This is a genomic window from Pedobacter frigidisoli (assembly GCF_032678525.1).
Taxonomy (GTDB): domain Bacteria; phylum Bacteroidota; class Bacteroidia; order Sphingobacteriales; family Sphingobacteriaceae; genus Pedobacter; species Pedobacter frigidisoli_A.
Window position 1 is genome coordinate 266,623 of record NZ_JAVTSE010000005.1, and the last position, 19,009, is coordinate 285,631.

General features: G+C 43.7%; 14 protein-coding genes. 9 read left to right on the top strand and 5 right to left on the bottom strand.

Going from position 1 to position 19,009, the window contains the following annotated elements:
• Window positions 1–28 precede the first annotated feature (28 nt).
• Window positions 29–4,078, bottom strand: a complete 4,050-nt coding sequence (treY, locus tag R2Q80_RS15710; RefSeq protein WP_316800510.1) for a malto-oligosyltrehalose synthase — start codon at window positions 4,076–4,078, stop codon at window positions 29–31.
• Window positions 4,071–5,927 carry a malto-oligosyltrehalose trehalohydrolase gene (gene treZ, locus R2Q80_RS15715; RefSeq protein WP_316800511.1) on the bottom strand — a complete coding sequence of 619 codons (1,857 nt, stop codon included), beginning with the start codon at window positions 5,925–5,927 and terminating at the stop codon, window positions 4,071–4,073. The genes treY and treZ overlap by 8 nt, the downstream gene beginning before the upstream one ends.
• A 259-nt stretch (window positions 5,928–6,186) precedes the next feature.
• On the opposite strand from treZ, the gene R2Q80_RS15720 reads away from it, so the two are divergent.
• The 6 genes from R2Q80_RS15720 to R2Q80_RS15745 all read left to right on the top strand — a co-directional run bounded on the left by R2Q80_RS15720 (window position 6,187) and on the right by R2Q80_RS15745 (window position 11,537).
• A complete protein-coding gene (locus R2Q80_RS15720) occupies window positions 6,187–6,702 on the top strand; it encodes an RNA polymerase sigma factor (RefSeq protein WP_316800512.1) in 516 nt (171 codons plus the stop codon).
• A 240-nt stretch (window positions 6,703–6,942) separates the two neighbouring features.
• Window positions 6,943–8,064, top strand: coding sequence for an acyl-CoA desaturase (locus R2Q80_RS15725; RefSeq protein ID WP_316800513.1), 1,122 nt, complete (start codon window positions 6,943–6,945; stop codon window positions 8,062–8,064).
• A 399-nt stretch (window positions 8,065–8,463) separates the two neighbouring features.
• A complete protein-coding gene (locus R2Q80_RS15730) occupies window positions 8,464–8,865 on the top strand; it encodes a helix-turn-helix domain-containing protein (protein ID WP_316800514.1) in 402 nt (133 codons plus the stop codon).
• A gap of 112 nt (window positions 8,866–8,977) precedes the next feature.
• Window positions 8,978–9,778, top strand: a complete 801-nt coding sequence (locus R2Q80_RS15735) for an ABC transporter permease (protein ID WP_316800515.1) — start codon at window positions 8,978–8,980, stop codon at window positions 9,776–9,778.
• 5 nt (window positions 9,779–9,783) lie between these two features.
• A complete protein-coding gene (locus tag R2Q80_RS15740; protein ID WP_316800516.1) occupies window positions 9,784–10,557 on the top strand; it encodes an ABC transporter ATP-binding protein in 774 nt (257 codons plus the stop codon).
• A gap of 2 nt (window positions 10,558–10,559) precedes the next feature.
• Window positions 10,560–11,537 (top strand): MlaD family protein, encoded by a 978-nt coding sequence (locus R2Q80_RS15745; RefSeq protein WP_316800517.1) that lies wholly within the window; start codon window positions 10,560–10,562, stop codon window positions 11,535–11,537.
• Here R2Q80_RS15745 and R2Q80_RS15750 read toward each other — a convergent pair.
• Window positions 11,524–12,297: a DUF72 domain-containing protein gene (locus R2Q80_RS15750; RefSeq protein ID WP_316800518.1), complete on the bottom strand. Its 774-nt coding sequence runs from the start codon at window positions 12,295–12,297 to the stop codon at window positions 11,524–11,526. The two genes, R2Q80_RS15745 and R2Q80_RS15750, sit on opposite strands and share 14 nt — an antisense overlap.
• A gap of 33 nt (window positions 12,298–12,330) precedes the next feature.
• Entirely contained in the window at window positions 12,331–12,855 is a 525-nt protein-coding gene (locus R2Q80_RS15755; protein WP_316800519.1) for an RNA polymerase sigma factor, read from the bottom strand.
• Window positions 12,856–13,113: 258 nt separating this feature from the next.
• Between R2Q80_RS15755 and R2Q80_RS15760 the strand changes: the two genes are divergently transcribed.
• The 3 genes from R2Q80_RS15760 to R2Q80_RS15770 all read left to right on the top strand — a co-directional run bounded on the left by R2Q80_RS15760 (window position 13,114) and on the right by R2Q80_RS15770 (window position 16,719).
• Window positions 13,114–14,898, top strand: a complete 1,785-nt coding sequence (locus tag R2Q80_RS15760) for an ABC transporter ATP-binding protein (protein ID WP_316800520.1) — start codon at window positions 13,114–13,116, stop codon at window positions 14,896–14,898.
• 7 nt (window positions 14,899–14,905) lie between these two features.
• Window positions 14,906–16,150: a sodium:proton antiporter gene (locus R2Q80_RS15765; RefSeq protein ID WP_316800521.1), complete on the top strand. Its 1,245-nt coding sequence runs from the start codon at window positions 14,906–14,908 to the stop codon at window positions 16,148–16,150.
• Window positions 16,151–16,224: 74 nt separating this feature from the next.
• Window positions 16,225–16,719: an ankyrin repeat domain-containing protein gene (locus tag R2Q80_RS15770; RefSeq protein WP_410478749.1), complete on the top strand. Its 495-nt coding sequence runs from the start codon at window positions 16,225–16,227 to the stop codon at window positions 16,717–16,719.
• A gap of 68 nt (window positions 16,720–16,787) precedes the next feature.
• Here the strand turns inward: R2Q80_RS15770 and R2Q80_RS15775 are convergent, their stop codons facing one another.
• Window positions 16,788–18,980, bottom strand: a complete 2,193-nt coding sequence (locus tag R2Q80_RS15775) for a catalase (RefSeq protein ID WP_316800523.1) — start codon at window positions 18,978–18,980, stop codon at window positions 16,788–16,790.
• Window positions 18,981–19,009 lie beyond the last annotated feature (29 nt).

Genomic DNA, 19,009 nt, shown 5'->3' on the forward strand with positions numbered 1-19,009 from the left:
AACAAATGAACGACGGGACACTAAATCATTACCTTCGTCCATATAATTCAGCACGCATGCTCCATTCCCGCGCGAGCTCATCAGTGAGAACTCCCTTATTTAAACGCCAGCCCCAGTTGCCGGTCTGTGTACCCGGGGTATTCATCCTGCTGCGCTCATCCAATCCCAGCATATCCTGAACGGGTAAGATAACGGTTCGTGCAATGGAAGAATAGATCAGTGTAGTGATGACTTTATTAACATTTTTCCGGTCAACAGCGCGTCCTGCATAGGCACTAAGCCGCCTTTTGCTTTCACTGTCTGCTTCGCTTTTAAACCAGCCCTTAATCGTATTGTTGTCGTGGGTGCCCGAGTAGGCAATCAGTTCAGGAGACTCAAAATTATGTGGGATATGAGCGGAAACCGATACATCTCCACCAAATCCAAACTGAACTACCCGCATGCCTGGTAGCTTGAATGCCCTCAGCAGCTGCTTTACCCCCTCACTTTCTTCGCCAAGATCTTCTGCAATAAGGCGCACCAGTAATTCCTGCTCAGTACGGTTGAAAAAATCCTCAGCCGGACCATCAACCCATTTCCCCGCAATCGCCGTAGTTTCACCTGCAGGTACCGACCAGTAGGCGGAGAAAGCCCTGAAATGATCCAGCCGGAGCAAATCAAAATGCTCAAGGTTCGCTTTAATCCGGCTCATCCACCACTCATAACCATCCTTTTTCATGGCTGCCCAGTTGAATATGGGCATGCCCCAAAGCTGTCCCTCTTCGTTAAAATAATCAGGTGGAACCCCAGCCAGTGCGGTGGGTTTTAAATTCCCATCAAGCATAAACAGCGAAGGATTTGCCCAAACCTCATGCGCGCCATAATCGATATAGAAAGGTAAATCTCCAATGAAAGATACTCCACGCTGATTTGCATACTGTTTCAGGTCGGCCCACTGTTCAAAAAAGATAAACTGCTGCCACATAACAGCTTCAATCTCCTCCGCATGCTGTTGCCTAAAATCGTTGAGCGTTTTTGCATCCCTGCATTTGTATGCCTCAGGCCAGTGATACCATTCCGGGGATTCCAGTCGCACCTGCAGAACCTTATACAAAGCAAATTCTGCTAACCAGCGCTCGTTGTGGCTGATGAACTGGCGGAAATCCATGTTAATGTCCTCAAATTTACCACTGCGAAAACGTGCATAAGCTTTTGCAAGCAACACGCTTTTCTGCTGCTCCGCAACTTCAAATTCAACCTGATCTCCCGACGGCTTTTCGAACGCTGCTAAATCCTTTTCATCTAATAATCCATTTTCATAAAGCAAGTCCGGACTGATAAATAGAATATTACCAGCGCTGGAAGAATTGCTTGAATAGGGAGAATAGCCGTTACCCTTGCCGATTGGTGTAATGGGAAGGATCTGCCAGTATTTTTGTCCCGCTTTCTGAAGAAAATCAATAAAACGATAGGCTTCTGGTCCAATATCGCCGATGCCAAAAGCGGAGGGTAAGGCACTGATATGCATCAGTATTCCGGCATTTCTCTCTGCAGGCCTGCCTACAAGCTTAATTACGGCAAAAGGCATATGATCAAACAGTTCAGCCACAGCTAAACCTCTGCGGAGTACATCTTTGTGTCCATCTCTTTTCGAAAGCAAATCCTCCCAACCTAAAGGAGCGCCTTTCGGCAATATGATTTCAGTATCCTTCCATTCTACTTGAGTTACATGAGCATCACTGCCATCACATAATCTGGCAAGCCCAATTGGCAAGACTACAATAAGCCACTCGTTCTGGTATTTTCGGGCAAACGACAGGATATGTTTTGCATGCCTGCCCTTTACTTTAAGCGGTATATATTCACCTTCTTGCAGAATATCCGATTGTGATTTTCGCAAACCCAGCAGCTGATGCATCAGTTGTAATTTGATTGCGCCGGATAAACGGCTTTCCCAGAGTTCTTGCAGCGTTTTGCCGGAAGAAACTTTCAAAAGACTGCTTCGTTCAGAAAAATCAACTGCTCTCCGGTTATCAGGATCCACCATACTAAGGTCCCACAGCTCGGTACCCTGATAAATATCAGGAACGCCCGGACAAGTAAACTTTAAAATTAACTGTACAAGGCTATTTATAATGGCAAAGTCGGCAATGCTTTTAATGAAAGCGCTGAGCTGTTCAGCACTTGTGTTTTTGTCATCGGCAAGCGCAGTAGCAAAGGCTGAAAGTGCAGATTCATATGCTTCATTGGGCTCTGCCCAGTCTGACCTCTTTTTGGCCTCCCGAAGCGCTTTCTGTACAAACTGCTCCAGCCGCTCTTTTAGGTCCTCCTGGTTCTGACCAACAAAGGGCAATACACCAATCAGGGTTTGCACGAGCATATACATATCATTCCGGTGCATGTCCCGCAAGTCAGCAAATTTGCCTTCCAATGCGGTAGTCGAATCTCCCAGCCTGGCAATCAGTTTTTTCCATTCTTCCGGAAGATCAGTAAGTACATTCAGTCTGGCCCTCACATCTTCCCCCCTCTTGGTATCATGAGTAGAACTCGCATTCATACTGTATGGCCAGTGTCGCTGCTGCTTCTCCATCCATTTGTGAAAAGCATTGATCCCAATGCCAAACGCATCAGCCGCATCGCCCACCTCATTATGCCCGATAAAGCGATTGTAGGTAAACATCAGCGTATCCTCAACCCCTTTCGCCATCAGCGGACCGGTAAATTGCATACACCGTTGAAAAAATTGTCCCAAACGCTTTTGATAATCTTCATCACGGGTATCCGGAATTTCCAGCAGCAGTCGCCTCAATAAAGCTGGCGCCTTACTTTTCCTGAATCTTCGGCCAATAGATGAAATCAGCGCTTCCAATTTGTCTTTATACTGCTCATTCAGGGGAAATTTATATTCATAATAACGATAAACGGGCATCTCCAGCAGGAGACAGCCAATGGCATCCTGCAAATCCTTTCGTGGAAATTCAGTTTCGGTTCCCAGTTCATTCTGATAGAACAGGTCACTCAGATTTTCCAGTTCTCCTGCCATGTGTTCCGTTAAAATAGCTTGCTTTTTCTCATATAACAAAGCCTCGTGATCCAGCTTTTTTCCTGTAACCCTTTTATACAATTTGTTAAAAGGCTTTTCTGCCTTTTTATTGGTCAGGATGTTGTTCGTCACCGCCAGGAAGTCATAACCTGTATTACCCTCTACCGGCCATTCAGACGGCATTTCCTCTCCCCGCTCCAGAATCTTTTCAACCACAATGTAAACCTCCTTACCTACGGCCTTTCGCAAACGCTCAAAGTATCCCTTCGGATCGTATAGCCCATCGACGTGGTCAATCCTTAATCCCTGGAAAATTCCTTTCTCAACAAGTGTTAAAATATAGCTATGGTACAAATCAAAAGCCTGCTGATTCTGTACATTCAGGCAAATCAGGCTGTTTACCGTAAAAAAACGACGGTAGTTGATGTGGCTTTTGGTCTCCTGCCAGTTGCACAAACGATAAAACTGTTCAGCAGCAACAGTGGTGATAAGTGTTTTATCCGGGAGCCGGGTTGCATCATCCAGTTGCGCCAGCTTTTGCGAACTGTTGTCACTCAAAGGCCAGTCGGCATCGCCGGTGCTCAGAAAATAGGCCGACTCCTTTTCTTTGAGCACCACTGCTCCGTTCTCAATGGCGTCACTAAGGTCTTCACCCAGAAAAGGCACCATCAGCTTTCCGTCTTCCTTTCGGAGATCGATATCAAAAAAACCTGCAAAATCAGAATCTGCACCCTTTTTTAATACATCCATCAACCAGTTATTCTGCGGATGGAATGCCATGTGGTTAGGCACAATATCCTGTAGCCAGCTGATGCCGGCCTCCTTGAGCTGCCTGGATATGGCAATAAGTTCGGCTTCGGTTCCAATCTCCGGATTGATCCTCAATGGATTTACCGTGTCGTAACCGTGGGTACTTCCAGGCACGGCTTCAAAAATTGGTGAGGCATAGAGGGTGTCAATGCCCAGGTCAGTCAGATAAGGTATAACCTTCCTGAAATCTTTAAAATTAAATTCTTTATGAAACTGGATACGGTAGGTTGATTTCGGCTTAAACATCGTTGCTGGTTAAAATGATAATAGATTCTGCTGAGATTCTTAGGGTATTGTTTGCTGATATAGTCTTAACGGTTGTGCATTCTCCACCCCACTTTTCCATTGCGGAATCCAGCAGGGTGTACCAGCTTACCGCCCAGTCCGGAAGCTGTAATTCCTGGTTAGTCTTTGAAAAATTAAGGAAGCAGAGCACCCTTTCGGCATAGTTCCACCTGGTCAGCAATAAACAGCTTTGTTCGGGGAATGCGTCCGCCGCAACATGACGGCGATCCAGATCAGCCAGTACCGGATTATTTTTCCTGATGGAAATTAACTCACGATAAAAACTCAGCATCGTATGGTGAAGCCCTGTGTTAGCCTTGCCCCAGTCGGGCTTGGAAACCCTAAAGGTATTAAGATCCTGAGGATCCGGCGCTTCACCGCCGGCATGAAAAGAAGCAAACTCGGCTTTTCTTCCTTTCCTTACTGCTTCAATCAGGTCGGGGTCGCTGTGGCTTGTAAAAAACTGAAAAGGATTACTTTCTGCCCACTCCTCGCCCATAAAAATCAAAGGGATAAAGGGGCTGCAGAATACGGCTCCTGCCATTAGTTTGATCATCTCAAAACTGAACAGCTGGCTGCTTCGCTCGCCGAGCATACGGTTACCTACCTGATCATGATTCTGAGAGAATACGGTAAATTGCGAACCTGCATGTCCGTACGCCGGCCGTCCGAATGTTTTCTGCCTGTGCGCAGAATATTGCCCGTCGTATACATAAGCATCCCGGTACGATTTGGCCAGATGCTCCACCCCGTTAAAATCAGCGTAATAGCCATCCTTTTCGCCACCGGCCGAAACCCGGAGTGCATGATGAAACTCATCTATCCACTGCGCATGCATGCCATATCCAAAACTTCCGCCATCACTGATGTAGCGGGGATCGTTAAGGTCGAGTTCGGCAATCAGGAAAAGAGGCTTGTTCAAAGCCTTGGAAAGCTGATCTGTATAATGCCTCAGTTCCGACAGTAAGTGTACCGCGCCGAAGTCTTTAATGGCATGTACGGCATCCAGGCGCAACGCATCAATATGAAAATCCCTGAACCACATCAGGCAGTTCTCAATGAAAAAAGCCCTCACCGCATCGCTTTCTGCATCATCGAAATTAATGGCCTTTCCCCATGGCGTCTGGTATTTATCTGTAAAATACGGACCAAAATCTTCGAAGTGATTGCCTTCAGGGCCAAAGTGATTGTACACCACATCCAATATTACCGCAATACCTTTGGAATGGCATAGGTCAACCAGCTTTTGCAAAGCCTTAGGCCCGCCATAGCTATGCTGAACGGCGAAAGGATGCACGCCATCGTAGCCCCAGTTGCGATCTCCCGAAAATTGCCCAACGGGCATAATTTCAATAGCTGTGATCCCAAGGGAAATGAGGTGATCCAGTTTTTCAGCTATTCCATCAAAATTTCCCAGGTCGGTGAAGGTTCCGGTGTGCAATTCATAAATAATAAACTGATCCAGAGCCGGACAACTCCAGTGGTGATCACTCCATGGGTATTCCAAATTTACCGCCCGAGATGCTGCGCTTACGCCATGAGGCTGAAAGAGTGATGCAGGGTCAGGCCGGTCCACCAGGCTGGTACCGCCTCGTTTCGGGTCTGCTTCTATTCTAAATTGATAATCATCCCCTATACTGATTTCACCTGTGCTTACAAACCAGTATCCCATATCCTCCTTCAGCATCCTGATTTCCGAATCCGGTAGTATCACCGAAACCGCCAACGCATACGGGGCCCAAACCCGGATTTCTGCCTGTCCGTTTTTAAAAACCAGGCCGATCTGTCTTTCCTGTATATTTATTTCCATTTCAACTTATCTCTGTTGACAACACAAAGAAAACGCAACAGTTTTAGGTGTTTTTAATTTACATGTGGAAGGCACCTGTACTGGAAAGTGGATTCAAAAATCCTCTTTTATTTAAATCAGAAACCTAAATAAGTGGTTATACCACCTAAACTTCATTGATTTGAGGTTTATTCACGTAAAAATACCTTACTTATCCTTATAAATAAACTTTGGTACTTAAATTGCTTTGTTCATGGTGTCTATTTAAATTTAGAAACCTATGACTACAGATCAATTCAACCTCCAAGTTTACGCACATGCATCAGCCCTAAAAATCTACGCATACAAATTCACAAATAATCTAGATGATGCTGACGATTTGGTACAGGATACAATGATGAAGGCCATTCGTTACTACGACAAATTCGAGCAAGGAACTAACTTTAAGGGATGGTTGTTTGTGATTATGAAAAATACATTCATCAACAACTATCGCAAAACAGTTAAGGTGCAGGCTGTAGTATCACAAGAGGAGGAAATTTCTTCCAGTCAGTTAATGAGCAGTTCAACACGTAATCAGGCAGAAGGCGCTTTTGCAATGGCCGATATTAAGAAAGCCCTGGATAAATTGCCTACAGCTTATTCTGTACCTTTCGTCAGATATGTCGAAGGTTATAAATATGAAGAAATAGCTGCTGAATTAAATATCCCGCTTGGAACGGTGAAAACCAGAATTCACCAGGCGAGAGAATTGTTGAAAAAACAGTTACAGGTTTACAAACAGAAGTTCAACTAATTGTATTCACAATACAATATAGGTAATTGAGAAAGACGAGCACACCTCGTCTTTTTTTGTATTCAAACTTTAGTGCCATTTCTGAGAATAGAGGGATCGGATGCAGTTATCTTCTTTGGCCTTTACAATAAATCAACAAACTATATAATAAGTGTATATATTTGCAACACTATAATTTACAGCATAAAAGCTTAATGAACTCGGAGTATCGCCCTTGTACATGAGGGGGAACACGAGAACATGAAAACAAAAACAAAATTTCCTTCGCCAAAGGCGGAGAATTTCTATGCTGAGCTACGAAAGCGCGTAAACCTTGATTTTGCCGAAAGAGCAATAAGTATTCACGCGAACCGGCAAATGTGGCTCAAAGGAACCCTTTTTATCTCGCTTTTCTTCGCGATCTATTTCGCTGTCATCTTTTCTGGTGCCAACCTCCTTACTTTGGCTTTACTGGCTATCCTGCTGGGAATTGTATGTGCTTTTATTGGTTTCAATATCTGTCACGACGCCATTCACGGTTCTTTCTCTTCCAGCAAAAAAGTAAACTCGGCTTTAAGTATGATCTTTCATCTGGTCGGTGCCAATCCTTATGTATGGAATATCACACACAATATCGTACATCATACCTATACCAATATTTCCGGTCACGATGAAGACATTGATATCGCCCCGGGACTGATTCGGATTTGTAATGAAGAAGCCCTTCACCCCCATCAGCGTTTCCAGCAATGGTATGCTTTTCCACTGTATGGCCTCGCTTCATTATCATGGGTATTCAGAAAAGATTATAAAAAGTTTTTCCAAAAACGAATTGGAGCCCGTGAGAATATCCATCCCGGGATAGAATATTTTAATTTGTTTTTCTTCAAGGCGTTATATTATTTTCTATTTATTGCGCTCCCTATCATACTTATGGACATAGCCCGGTGGCAGGTCGTAATCGGTTTTATCTTACTTCACTTGGGGCAGGGTATTACCATGGGTTTGGTTTTTCAACTTGCACATGTGGTGGAGCTGACTGCATTCCCACTGCCGGATGCTACGGGCAACATGGAAGAGGCATGGGCAGAACACCAGATGCGTACAACTGCCAACTTCTCCACCAACAGTTCAGTGGCATCATTCTTTCTTGGCGGACTCAATATGCAGATCGAGCATCATTTGTTTCCAAAAATATCACATGTACACTACCGGCATATTTCGCAAATTGTTCGTCAGACTGCAAAGGATTACAATATTGCGTATAATGAAAATCAAACTTTTATGTCAGCTCTTCAGTCGCATTTCCGGATGCTGAAGACCATGGGGGCACCTGTAAATAGCTCAATGGTAAACAAAATAGCTTTGGTGCCGCTAAAGTAAAGCAAATTCGATCAGGTAAATGCAAAAGAAATCACCAGCGATAGCCTGGCAACATCCGGAAAGGCATGGCAATAAAGGGCTATACATTTAGTTTAATCTTTAAATTACCTTGGTAGTCTTCATTAACACGGGGACAATAGCACACCACTTTTCGGATGAGAAGTGGTGTTTTTATTAGGGGACTTCTGCAGCACATGCGATGTTAATCGACAGGGGCTTGACAGTGGTTTGACAGTAGGTTGGCAGGGAATTGCCCCTACTAACCCCCTATCAATCCCCTGTCAAGCCCGCATCAAGCCCCTACTAATCTGACAGTCTGACAGTTATGATTTTTTATAGTCCTATACTGTAATTAGACTGTTTATCATTAACAACAAGATTCAACAAAGCGAAAAACATTTGAGTAAATTCAACGAATTAAATGAAAAAGCAGGCATGAGCGTACATATCGGACTGATGATTTGGAAAGAAATGAAACAGAAAGGAATGACCATCGTCACCCTATCAGAGCAACTAGCCATCAGCAAATCAAAAATACAAGACATCATCAACAGTAAAAGCTTGGACATAGAGTTGCTGGTGAATATTAGTGAGGCACTGAAGCATAACTTTTTGGCTTATTATCAAACAGGTGCGGTATTCCGTGATCTCTCTCACGAAGAAAAAAGAAAATCTTCCGAGGAGATCAGGCGACTGAAAGTGTTGCTCACTGAAAAAAACAAAGCACTCGATTTAAAAGATAAGACCATTCAGAATCTATCCAATACCATTTCCATTCTGGAAAAGGGACAACTTTACTAAGTGCCGGCACTTCTCCAAACTAAAGGTTAGCAGTGTACTCAATAACTAACCTGGCAGCAAACAATTTCCCGATTTCCGTGTATTGTTAACATGAGAAAAAAAATGCGGTAATATGGCCATAGAAAAAGAGAACAATAACAATGTGCCTAAACCCATAGGTGCATTTGGTCGCTGGTTTATCACATTATATGAGGTATTTGGTTTTATTGGCCGGTTTTTTAAAGAAGTTTTTATTCCACCATATGAGTTCAAGGAGCTCATGCGTCAGTGTTATGAAATTGGTTATCGTTCTGCGCTATTAATATCAACCACTGGTTTCATTACAGGTTTGGTTTTCACCAAACAATCACGTCCCTCCCTATCTGAATTCGGTGCTACCTCCTGGCTGCCCTCTTTGGTGGGAATTGCTTTGCTTCGTACCCTTGCTCCCTTATTAACAGGGCTAATAGCCGCCGGTAAGGTAGGCTCCAGTATTGGTGCTGAACTGGGGTCAATGAAGGTAAGTGAACAGATTGACGCCATGGAGGTGAGTGCAACCAACCCTTTTAAATTTCTGGTGGTTACGCGTGTATTAGCGGCAACCATCACCATGCCCATACTTACCTTTTATACCGCCATGATTGGTATGCTTGGCGCCTTGTTAAATGTTTCAGTTAATGAAGGAACAAGTGCAACAACCTTTTTTCAAAGCGCACTGGAAAACATCACCTTTCTTGATATTATCGCATCAACCATTAAGGCTATTATTTTCGGTTTTACAATTGCCATTGTAGGTTGTTATCAGGGATATCATTCCTCAAAAGGAACTGAAGGCGTGGGTAAAGCGGCAAATTCGGCCGTGGTTACGGCCATGTTTCTTATTTTTATAGAAGAGGTAGTTTGCGTGCAGTTTTTCAGTTTATTTAACACGTAATCAGCATGATATCAAAACCAATAACTGATCTGCATACTGAAAAGGTAATTGAGATCAACAACCTATGCAAAGCTTTCGGAGATTATAAAGTGCTGGAAAATGCATCTCTTGATTTGTACAAAGGTGAAAACCTGGTGGTGCTGGGAAAAAGCGGTACAGGTAAATCAGTACTGATTAAGATCATCGTCGGATTGCTGCTGCCTGAAAGCGGCACGGTAAGCGTACTTGGTCAGCACATCGATGAAATCTCTTATCAGGAACTGCTTGAGCTAAGGCTGCGCATTGGGTTCTCCTTTCAAAACAGCGCGCTTTACGACAGCATGACCGTGAGGGAAAATCTGGAGTTTCCTTTGGTGAGAAACCAACGGAATATGACCAGGGCTGCAGTAAACGACCTGGTAGAGGAAATGCTCGACGCTGTGGGTTTATCGCAAACCATTAACCAGATGCCTTCAGAGCTTTCTGGCGGACAGCGTAAAAGAATTGGTATTGCCCGTACATTAATCCTGAAGCCCGAAATTATGCTGTACGACGAGCCTACTGCTGGTCTTGATCCGATTACCTCTAAAGAAATTAACAAACTGATTAATGACGTGCAGGAACGCTACCATACCAGTGCCATTATCATTACCCACGATTTAACCTGCGCCAAGGAAGTGGGAAACCGCGTAGCCATGCTGGTAGAAAGGCGTTTCGACAGGCAAGGTAGTTTCGATGATATTTTTAACGCCGGTGATCAGCAGGCTCAACCATTTTATGATTACAATTTTATACGATAACCATGAACGATAACAGAAAAAAAATTACAGTAGGCATATTCATTTCCATAGGTATCCTCATCTTCCTGGTGGCCATATTTACCTTGGGTGGACAAAAGAAAACTTTTGTAAAGAGTTTTAACCTTAGTGTGGTTTTCAATGATATACAAGGATTGAAAAAAGGAAATAACGTGTGGTTTTCGGGTGTGAAAATCGGAACGATCAAAAAAATCGATTTTTACGGTACCTCTCAGGTAAAAGTATTGCTGAGCATTGAGGAGGATGTACATAAATACATCCATAAAGATGCCGGCGCGAGTATTGGTGCCGACGGCTTAATCGGGAATAAAATTGTTGTGCTAACAGGGGGAACTCCAAAATTCCCTTTTGTTGAAGATGGAGATATGCTTAAGGTAAACACCTCCCTCTCTACAGACGATATTATGAAAACTTTGCAGGTGAACAATAAAAATCTCGTAGATGTTACATCAGACTTCAAAGTGCTTTCGCGCAACCTGATCGATGGTAAAGGAGCTGCTGGTGCGCTTTTAAGTGATGAACAACTGGCCCAGAATTTTAAATCTATGGTGGCCAACCTGAATAAAACTGCCGCCATTACCTCGCAGGCTGCTGTGCAGTTAGGCACCTTCAGTAAAACGGTGAATACTAGAAACGGACTGATGGATAAATTGCTTACTGATACAGCCGTATTTGCTCGCCTGGAGCGTTCAGTTGCCAGCTTGCAGCAAACCACCCAGTCGGCAAGCGCTATGGCGGCCAATCTCGAAGCTGCTTCTGCAAAACTCAAAACCAGCGACAATGCGGCCGGTTTATTACTAAACGACGAGGCTACAGCTAAACAGGTTCGATCCATTATGCTCAACCTGGATAAAAGCAGTAAAAAACTGGATGAGGATTTAGAAGCATTACAAAGCAACTTTTTACTCCGTGGGTTCTTCAAAAAAAGAGCGAAGGATTCGTTAAAAGTTAAAGGGCAGTAAAATCAGATTGATGAACCATGCCCATTAACGTCGTCATATTGGCATGGGCACTGCCCATGGTATTATTGAAATAAACATATACTTTCTTTCCCTCTCCGACCCACTCGGTAATATAGCAGGCATATTCAGATAAAAAATCTTCAGTATAACTATCCCTGTAGTTACCCTGAGGCCCATGAAACCGAAGGTACACCGCTGGGCTGGTATTCCAGTCCAGCGGACTGTTCAGGCCCCTGCGGTCGTGCACGACCATAGTTACCTTTAAATCCTCCAGTAAATCTTTAAGCTGATCATCATAAAGTGAGGCATTTCGACATTCTAATGCCAGTTCCCAGCCTATAGACGTTTTGCTGGATTTGATGCCTGAAAGTAAATGTGCTATAGCAGGGAGTTGGTTAATGGTGATACTGGGTGGTAACTGTATGAGCAAACAGCCCTTTTTAGCCCCTACTGCGTTTATATTTTCAAGAAATAATTCTAACTCATCGCCGCTGAAGGATAGATCAGCGTTGTGGGTGATTCCTTTGAATAACTTAAATGTAAAGACAAAATCATCCGGGACTTCTGATGCCCACTTCTGTAGCGTTACGGCTCTCGGGATTTTATAGAAGCTGCTGTTGATTTCTATGCTGTTACTTAATGACGAATAGTAAGTCAGTCTGGTTTTATCCTGATAAGCCTCCGGATAGTGGCTTTTATTGGGAACCGGTAGAATCAATCCACTGGTTCCTGTGTAGTAGTTTTTTAAGGTTTTGAGCATCACGGTTTAGCTGTGGATGCAGGAGGCAGGTTTTTACTTGCTGCGAAAAGCATCGTCTTTATAATTCTTTAATTGCTTTTTTAATAACTGCCTGGCTTGATGGATATGGGTTTTTACAGTTCCCAGGGGGATATTCAGCTCTGTTGCAATTTCTTCGTATTTGAAACCTTCAAAATACCGGATAAAAGGTACACGATACGCGTCCGGAAGTTTTGATAGAGCCAATTGAATATCACGCATTAAAAACTGGTGTTCGCCCGTATTTCTTGTAGCACTTTGCATTAAGTGGTTTGAACTAATGGTGTCTTCAGTTGTAATGATGCTTGCCCTTTTAGTTTTTTTACGGTAATCGTTAATGAAAGTATTTTTCATAATCACGAAAAGCCATGCCCTCAAATCGGAACCCTTTTCGAATTGATGAGAAAAACGCAACGCCTTGATCAGTGTATCCTGAATCAGGTCGTTTGCATCATCACTATCGGCGGTAAAACGCATGGCATGGCGATGCAGCGCATCGGTATTGTTGTAAATTAGTGCAGTAAATTCCTGTGTTTTCATAGGTAACATTCGTTTATAGGTTAATATAACTACATTCGGGTACCTCTATTGGTTTGTCATTTTAATCTTTTCCGGATAAACACGGGTAAATAACGGCAGATTATTCAATGTGAAAATTTGAAAAACAATGAATCCATTTATATGTTGTTAATTCGGTTATGGACATCATTCTTTTTCCATCGACCAAATATTTTTCGAAAGTAACCAAGTATTTTGAACTTTATTGAGCCGCTATTTAATTTTTTTTATCGGAAATCCATGAAAATACTTTTAAGTTATTTAAAAAAACACCGCTATATGGTGATGCTGGCGTTGCTGATGACGGCCATCAATCAGGGTTTTTCTTTGGTAGAACCATTGATAGCGGGTAAGCTGGTCGACGATTTTATCAACAAGCGTGAACTTCTTTCGAGATCAGAATACTTTTCCGGAATACTCACCCTGGCCGGTATCGGTGTTGGGGCGGCACTTATCTCGCGCATCGCAAATAATTTTCAGGATTTTTTTACCATCAACATTGCACAGCGCACTGGCGCCGAAATGTATGCTGACGGTATGAAACGTTCACTCGCCATGCCTTTTTACGTATTTGAAGACCAAAGAAGCGGCGCCAAACTGGATATGCTCGGAAGAGTGAGAAGTGATTCTGAGAACTTTATAAAATCCTCCATCAACGTAAGCTTCATGGCTTTTTTTGGGATCATTTTCGTCTCCGTATATTCCATCATGATCAGCTATAAGGTCACATTAGTATTTATCGCTTCTGTTCCGATCATCACCTATCTGAGCTGGAAACTTTCAGAACGGGTAAAGGTAGTACACCGGGCAATCATATCTAAAACTTCGGTATTGGCCGGGCGGTCCACAGAATCCCTGCGCAATATTGAACTGGTTAAAAGTCATGGACTGGGCGACCAGGAAATTGAGCGTCTCAACACGGCTACTTATAAAATTCTGAATTTAGAAATTGTAAAAACTAAAATTTTGAGGATGCTAAGCTTCGTTCAGGGTACAACAGTAAATATTGTGCGGAGTTTAATGATCGTTGTGATGCTGATGTTAATTTTCGACAGGGAGCTTTCCGCCGGCCAGTATTTCAGCTTTCTGCTTTACTCCTATTTTCTTTTCGGACCACTGCAGGAATTCGGACACATGGCACTGACCTGGCGTGAGGCACAGATCTCATTCGGTAATTTCAAACGCATCATGGACATGCCTGTGGAAGCTTCGCCTGAGGTTCCAACACCACTGGAACGCATTAATCATATTGAGTTTAAAAATGTCTTTTTCAAATATAAGAACAGTAGCAATAATGCCCTTGATGGTATCTCTTTTCATGCCGAAGAAGGAGAAACTGTTGCATTTGTCGGGCCTTCAGGCTCGGGAAAAACAACCCTCATTAAATTGCTTGTGGGTTTATATAAGCCCTTTGATGGCGATGTATTTTACAACCGGACCCACACTGAGCAAATTGAACTTGATGAACTGCGAAGGAAAATAGGATTTGTAACCCAGGACACACAACTTTTTTCGGGAAACATACGCGACAACCTGAGGTTTGTAAGACCGCATGCCACGGATGAGGAATGCCTGGAGGCACTTAACAAAGCGGCATGTCAAGCCTTGCTTGCCAGGGCTGAAGACGGACTAGACACCTTGATTGGGGAAAGTGGTGTGAAGGTTTCCGGCGGAGAGAAACAGCGGTTATCAATTGCCAGAGCCTTGCTAAGAAAACCGAATATTTTGCTCTTTGATGAAGCCACATCAGCGTTAGACTCGTTAACTGAAGAGGAAATCAGTAAAACGGTAAATAGGCTGGCACAGCTGAAAGACCACATTACGCTCATTATCGCACATCGCTTATCAACGATTATGCATGCCGACAGAATTTACGTAATGGAAAACGGGCAGATTGTAGAGAGTGGCTCTCACGAAATGTTGCTTGATCAAAAAGGATTATATTATGCCATGTGGCGTCAACAGGTGGGCAAACGTAAGCTGGTAGAAGAGCTCAATAAACTTGATGAGCTGGCATTAAATTAACTTGAGCATGGATTTATTTTTAATTATTACTTCCCTTTTCACCATATCTGCTATTTTCAGTTTTGTCAATGCACGTTTCATTAAACTTCCCGGAGTGATTGGGGTAATGATCATGGCCATTGCCACGGCCCTGATCACCATTTTTACGGGACGGATTTTTCCAGGCATCACAGCATTTGTAAAAGACCTGACGCATTCCATGGATTTTTCGAAAACCCTGCTTGATATCATGCTTGGATTTCTGTTGTTTGCCAGTGCACTGCATTTTGACATCAAAAAATTGCGCGAAAATATCAGGGGTATATTGGTTATCAGTACTGTGGGCGTAATCATATCTACACTCTTGTTTGCCGGGGGACTATTCTATTTGCTGGAACTTTTCAAAATAGAAATACCTTTTATTTATTGTCTGGTTTTTGGAGCCTTGATTGCCCCTACCGATGCTGTAGCGGTGGCAGCCCTGCTCAAAAAATCAAAAATGCCACCCAGGCTAGAAACTATTATTTCCGGAGAATCGCTATTTAATGATGGCATCGGACTGGTACTTTTTGTAAGTTTTCTGGAAGTAGGTTCAACACCTGACAAAAACTTCGAGTTTTCAGAGGCAGCAGTTTTGTTTGCTCAGGAAGTATTTGGTGGCCTTGCGTTGGGTTTGGTATTGGGCTGGGTGGCTTTTCAAATGATGCGCCGAATAGCCGACTTTCAAACCGTATTGCTGATTACCATCACCCTGGTGATGGTGATTTCAGTAGTTGCGGGTATGTTACACGTATCTATTCCACTTGCGGTGGTTGCTGCAGGATTATTCCTGAGTAGCAGTTCGCTTGAAAAACACGGCACAACAGATTATAACGTTTATCTTGAGAAAATATGGGGCCTGATGGACGAGCTCCTGAATACCATTCTGTTCGTGATGATCGGACTTCAAATGGTCGTCATGAAATTCGATCTGATTTTCCTTTGGGTAGGCCTTGCTGCCATTCTTATCCTTTTAACTGCGAGGGCACTTAGCATCGTTTTTCCCGTAATAATTGTAAGGCGATCTTTAAAACTTGATTATAACAGCATTACCATCCTCACCTGGGGTGGCTTAAGGGGTGGCATTTCTGTGGCCATGGCCTTATCTCTACCTGCCTCGCCATACCGGGATATGATTTTAACGGGTTGTTTCTGTATTGTGGTATTCTCTATTGTGGTGCAGGGCTTAAGCCTCAATCGTGTAGTGAACAAGCTGGTGACAAGCCCAGCATAAACTCAGCCGCTTCAGCTTACGGACGAGCAACACAATTTTTAAAACTTTTAAAGAAAAGCAGGGTTCTAATAATCATGGAAAACATCAACTTACTCCTCATTCCTGCTGCGCGCAAGGGAGAAATAGCAGTATTACAGGAACTTGTCCGTAGAAATGCAGATTTAAATTTTCGGGATGAGAAAGGTTACACGCCACTCATCATTGCCTGCTACAATAATCAGATTGAAGCTGCAAGGCTTCTAATTAAGGCAGGAGCCGATATCGATGCTGCAGATGATGGCGGAAATACTGCGCTAATGGGGGTTGCCTTTAAAGGTTATGCTGATATAGCAGCTTTACTGATTGAAAGTGGTGCGAACCTGAATTTAAAACATGGTAATGGCGGTACTGCTTTGATGTTCGCAGCGATGTTCGGGCGTAACGACGTACTTGAATTATTATTAACAAGCGGTGCCGACATCAATTTACAGGACCAGCGCGGACAAACTGCACTCGACTATGCCGCCATGCAGGGGAATGAGACCGGCCTTGCGCGACTAGAAGCGGCAGGCAGGCAATCGGTCATTTAAAAAACCTGTCAGATTTTTAAATAAGATATAAAAAAAGAGGGACAATTCGTCCCCCTTTTTCATAGGTATTATGTAGGGATTTTTCTTGGGTTCTCCCGTTCCCAAAAACGGTGATTTGCAATCATATCTTTGAAAGTACGCGCCATCTTAGCGGTATCGCTAGAAACGATAATACCTTCACTCATCGCTGTTTCCACCGTATATTCTGCCGGGAGTTTTTTATAAAAGTAGGTTGATTCCAGAACCTGCAGGGCTTCTTCATCGGCCGCAATGGCTTTGCAGTGCTTAAATGCTTCATTAAGAAAATGCACTGCATTTGGTTCGGCTTCCATTGTTGCTACCGAGTTTGTTCCCCCGGGTACATACACAGCATCGTACAATACCGATGCAGCTGTTAAAAAACTTTCGTCTGGAACGATCTCCTGATCTCCTTTTGAAATAATCTGTCCAAGTTTTGGTGCAATAACGTGTACCACAGCACCTTCTTTAACCAGAAAATCTTTCACTTTTGAGAGTGAAACTTCATCTACGCCATCAGCTGCAAGGATTGCAATTTTTCGCGTGGCAATCGTGTCTTTGATTGTTCCAGCCATGCTTAATGCCTCCGATTTTGCTAAACTACCCTGAGGATTCGCCGAAGCATAATCCGCGCGTTCGCCATCTGCCGGAATACTATTATTAAGATCTTCAAGGGCGATTTTGGGGATATGCAGTCCGAGTGCTAGAGCAACTTCACCTGCCAACCCTTTGTCGATCTGTACCAATACGGCTAACATGCGTTCGCGGATAGCAACCGTTTTTACTTTACCAAGTTCAAAGCTCAGCGCATCTATGATATGATTTTTTTCAGGATCGCTCTGTGAGTTGAAAAACAAACGGGCCTGAGAAAAATGGTCGAAAAAACTTCTGCTACGAGCCCTGATTTTACGGGCATCGATACGTTCATTATAACTCACAAACCCACCGTCTGCAGCACTAACCTGCTGAGGGTCGTTCGCAGCAATTGCATTTGGACCGTAGCTGGTTTTGCCTCTGTTGATGGTTTGGCGCATATACCCGTCGCGCTGGTTATTGTGTACCGGAACTACCGGGCGGTTGATCGGAATTTCATGAAAGTTAGGCCCTCCCAAACGGATCAGCTGTGTATCGGTATAAGAAAATAACCTTCCCTGTAAAAGTGGGTCGTTGGTAAAATCAATTCCCGGTACCACATGTCCAACATGAAAAGCTACCTGCTCCGTTTCGGCAAAAAAGTTGTCAGGATTTCGGTTAAGGGTCATTTTGCCTACACGCTGTACAGGCACAAGCTCTTCAGGAATCAGTTTGGTTGGATCAAGGATATCGAAATCATATTTGAACTCATCCGCTTCAGGGATAATCTGAACACCAAGCTCCCATTCGGGAAATGCACCGGCCTCAATCGCATCCCATAAGTCGCGACGGTGAAAATCAGGATCTTTCCCTGAAATATTTTGTGCCTCATCCCAGGCTACGGAGTGTACACCCAGAAGTGGCTTCCAGTGGAACTTTACAAAGTTCGATACCCCTTCCGCATTTACGAAACGAAAGGTATGTACTCCAAAACCTTCCATCATCCGGTAACTTCTGGGCAAGGCACGGTCGCTCATGGCCCACATAATCATATGTGCCGATTCGGGCAACTGGGAGATGAAGTCCCAAAAGGTATCATGCGCCGAGGCGGCCTGAGGCATTTCGTTATCGGGCTCGGGTTTAACGGCATGGATCAGATCAGGAAACTTGACGGCGTCCTGAATAAAAAATACGGGAACGTTGTTTCCAACCAGATCAAAATTACCCTCCTGGGTATAAAACTTCACGGCAAAACCCCTTACATCACGGGCAAGGTCGGTAGAGCCTCTCGATCCGGCAACGGTAGAGAAACGCACAAATACAGGGGTTTCGGCTCCCGGATCACACAGAAAAGCTGCACGGGTTAATGTTGATAAATCCTCATATACTTTGAAAACGCCATGTGCGGCAGAACCACGGGCGTGAACAATACGCTCAGGAATTCGTTCATGATCGAAATGTGTGATTTTCTCCCGCAGAATAAAATCTTCAAGTAATGTTGCACCACGCTCCCCTGCTTTGAGTGAATTCTGGTCGTCATTTATTTTGACACCATGATTGGTAGTCATAGACTGACCACTGGAATCGGCCACAAAACTCTCCAGCTTTGCAGTCTTGTCATTTTCCTGCTGTGCAGGACTTGTATTTTTCTGAGCACTTTTTTTTGCCATGATATGTTTTGTAGGTTTCTAATCATACA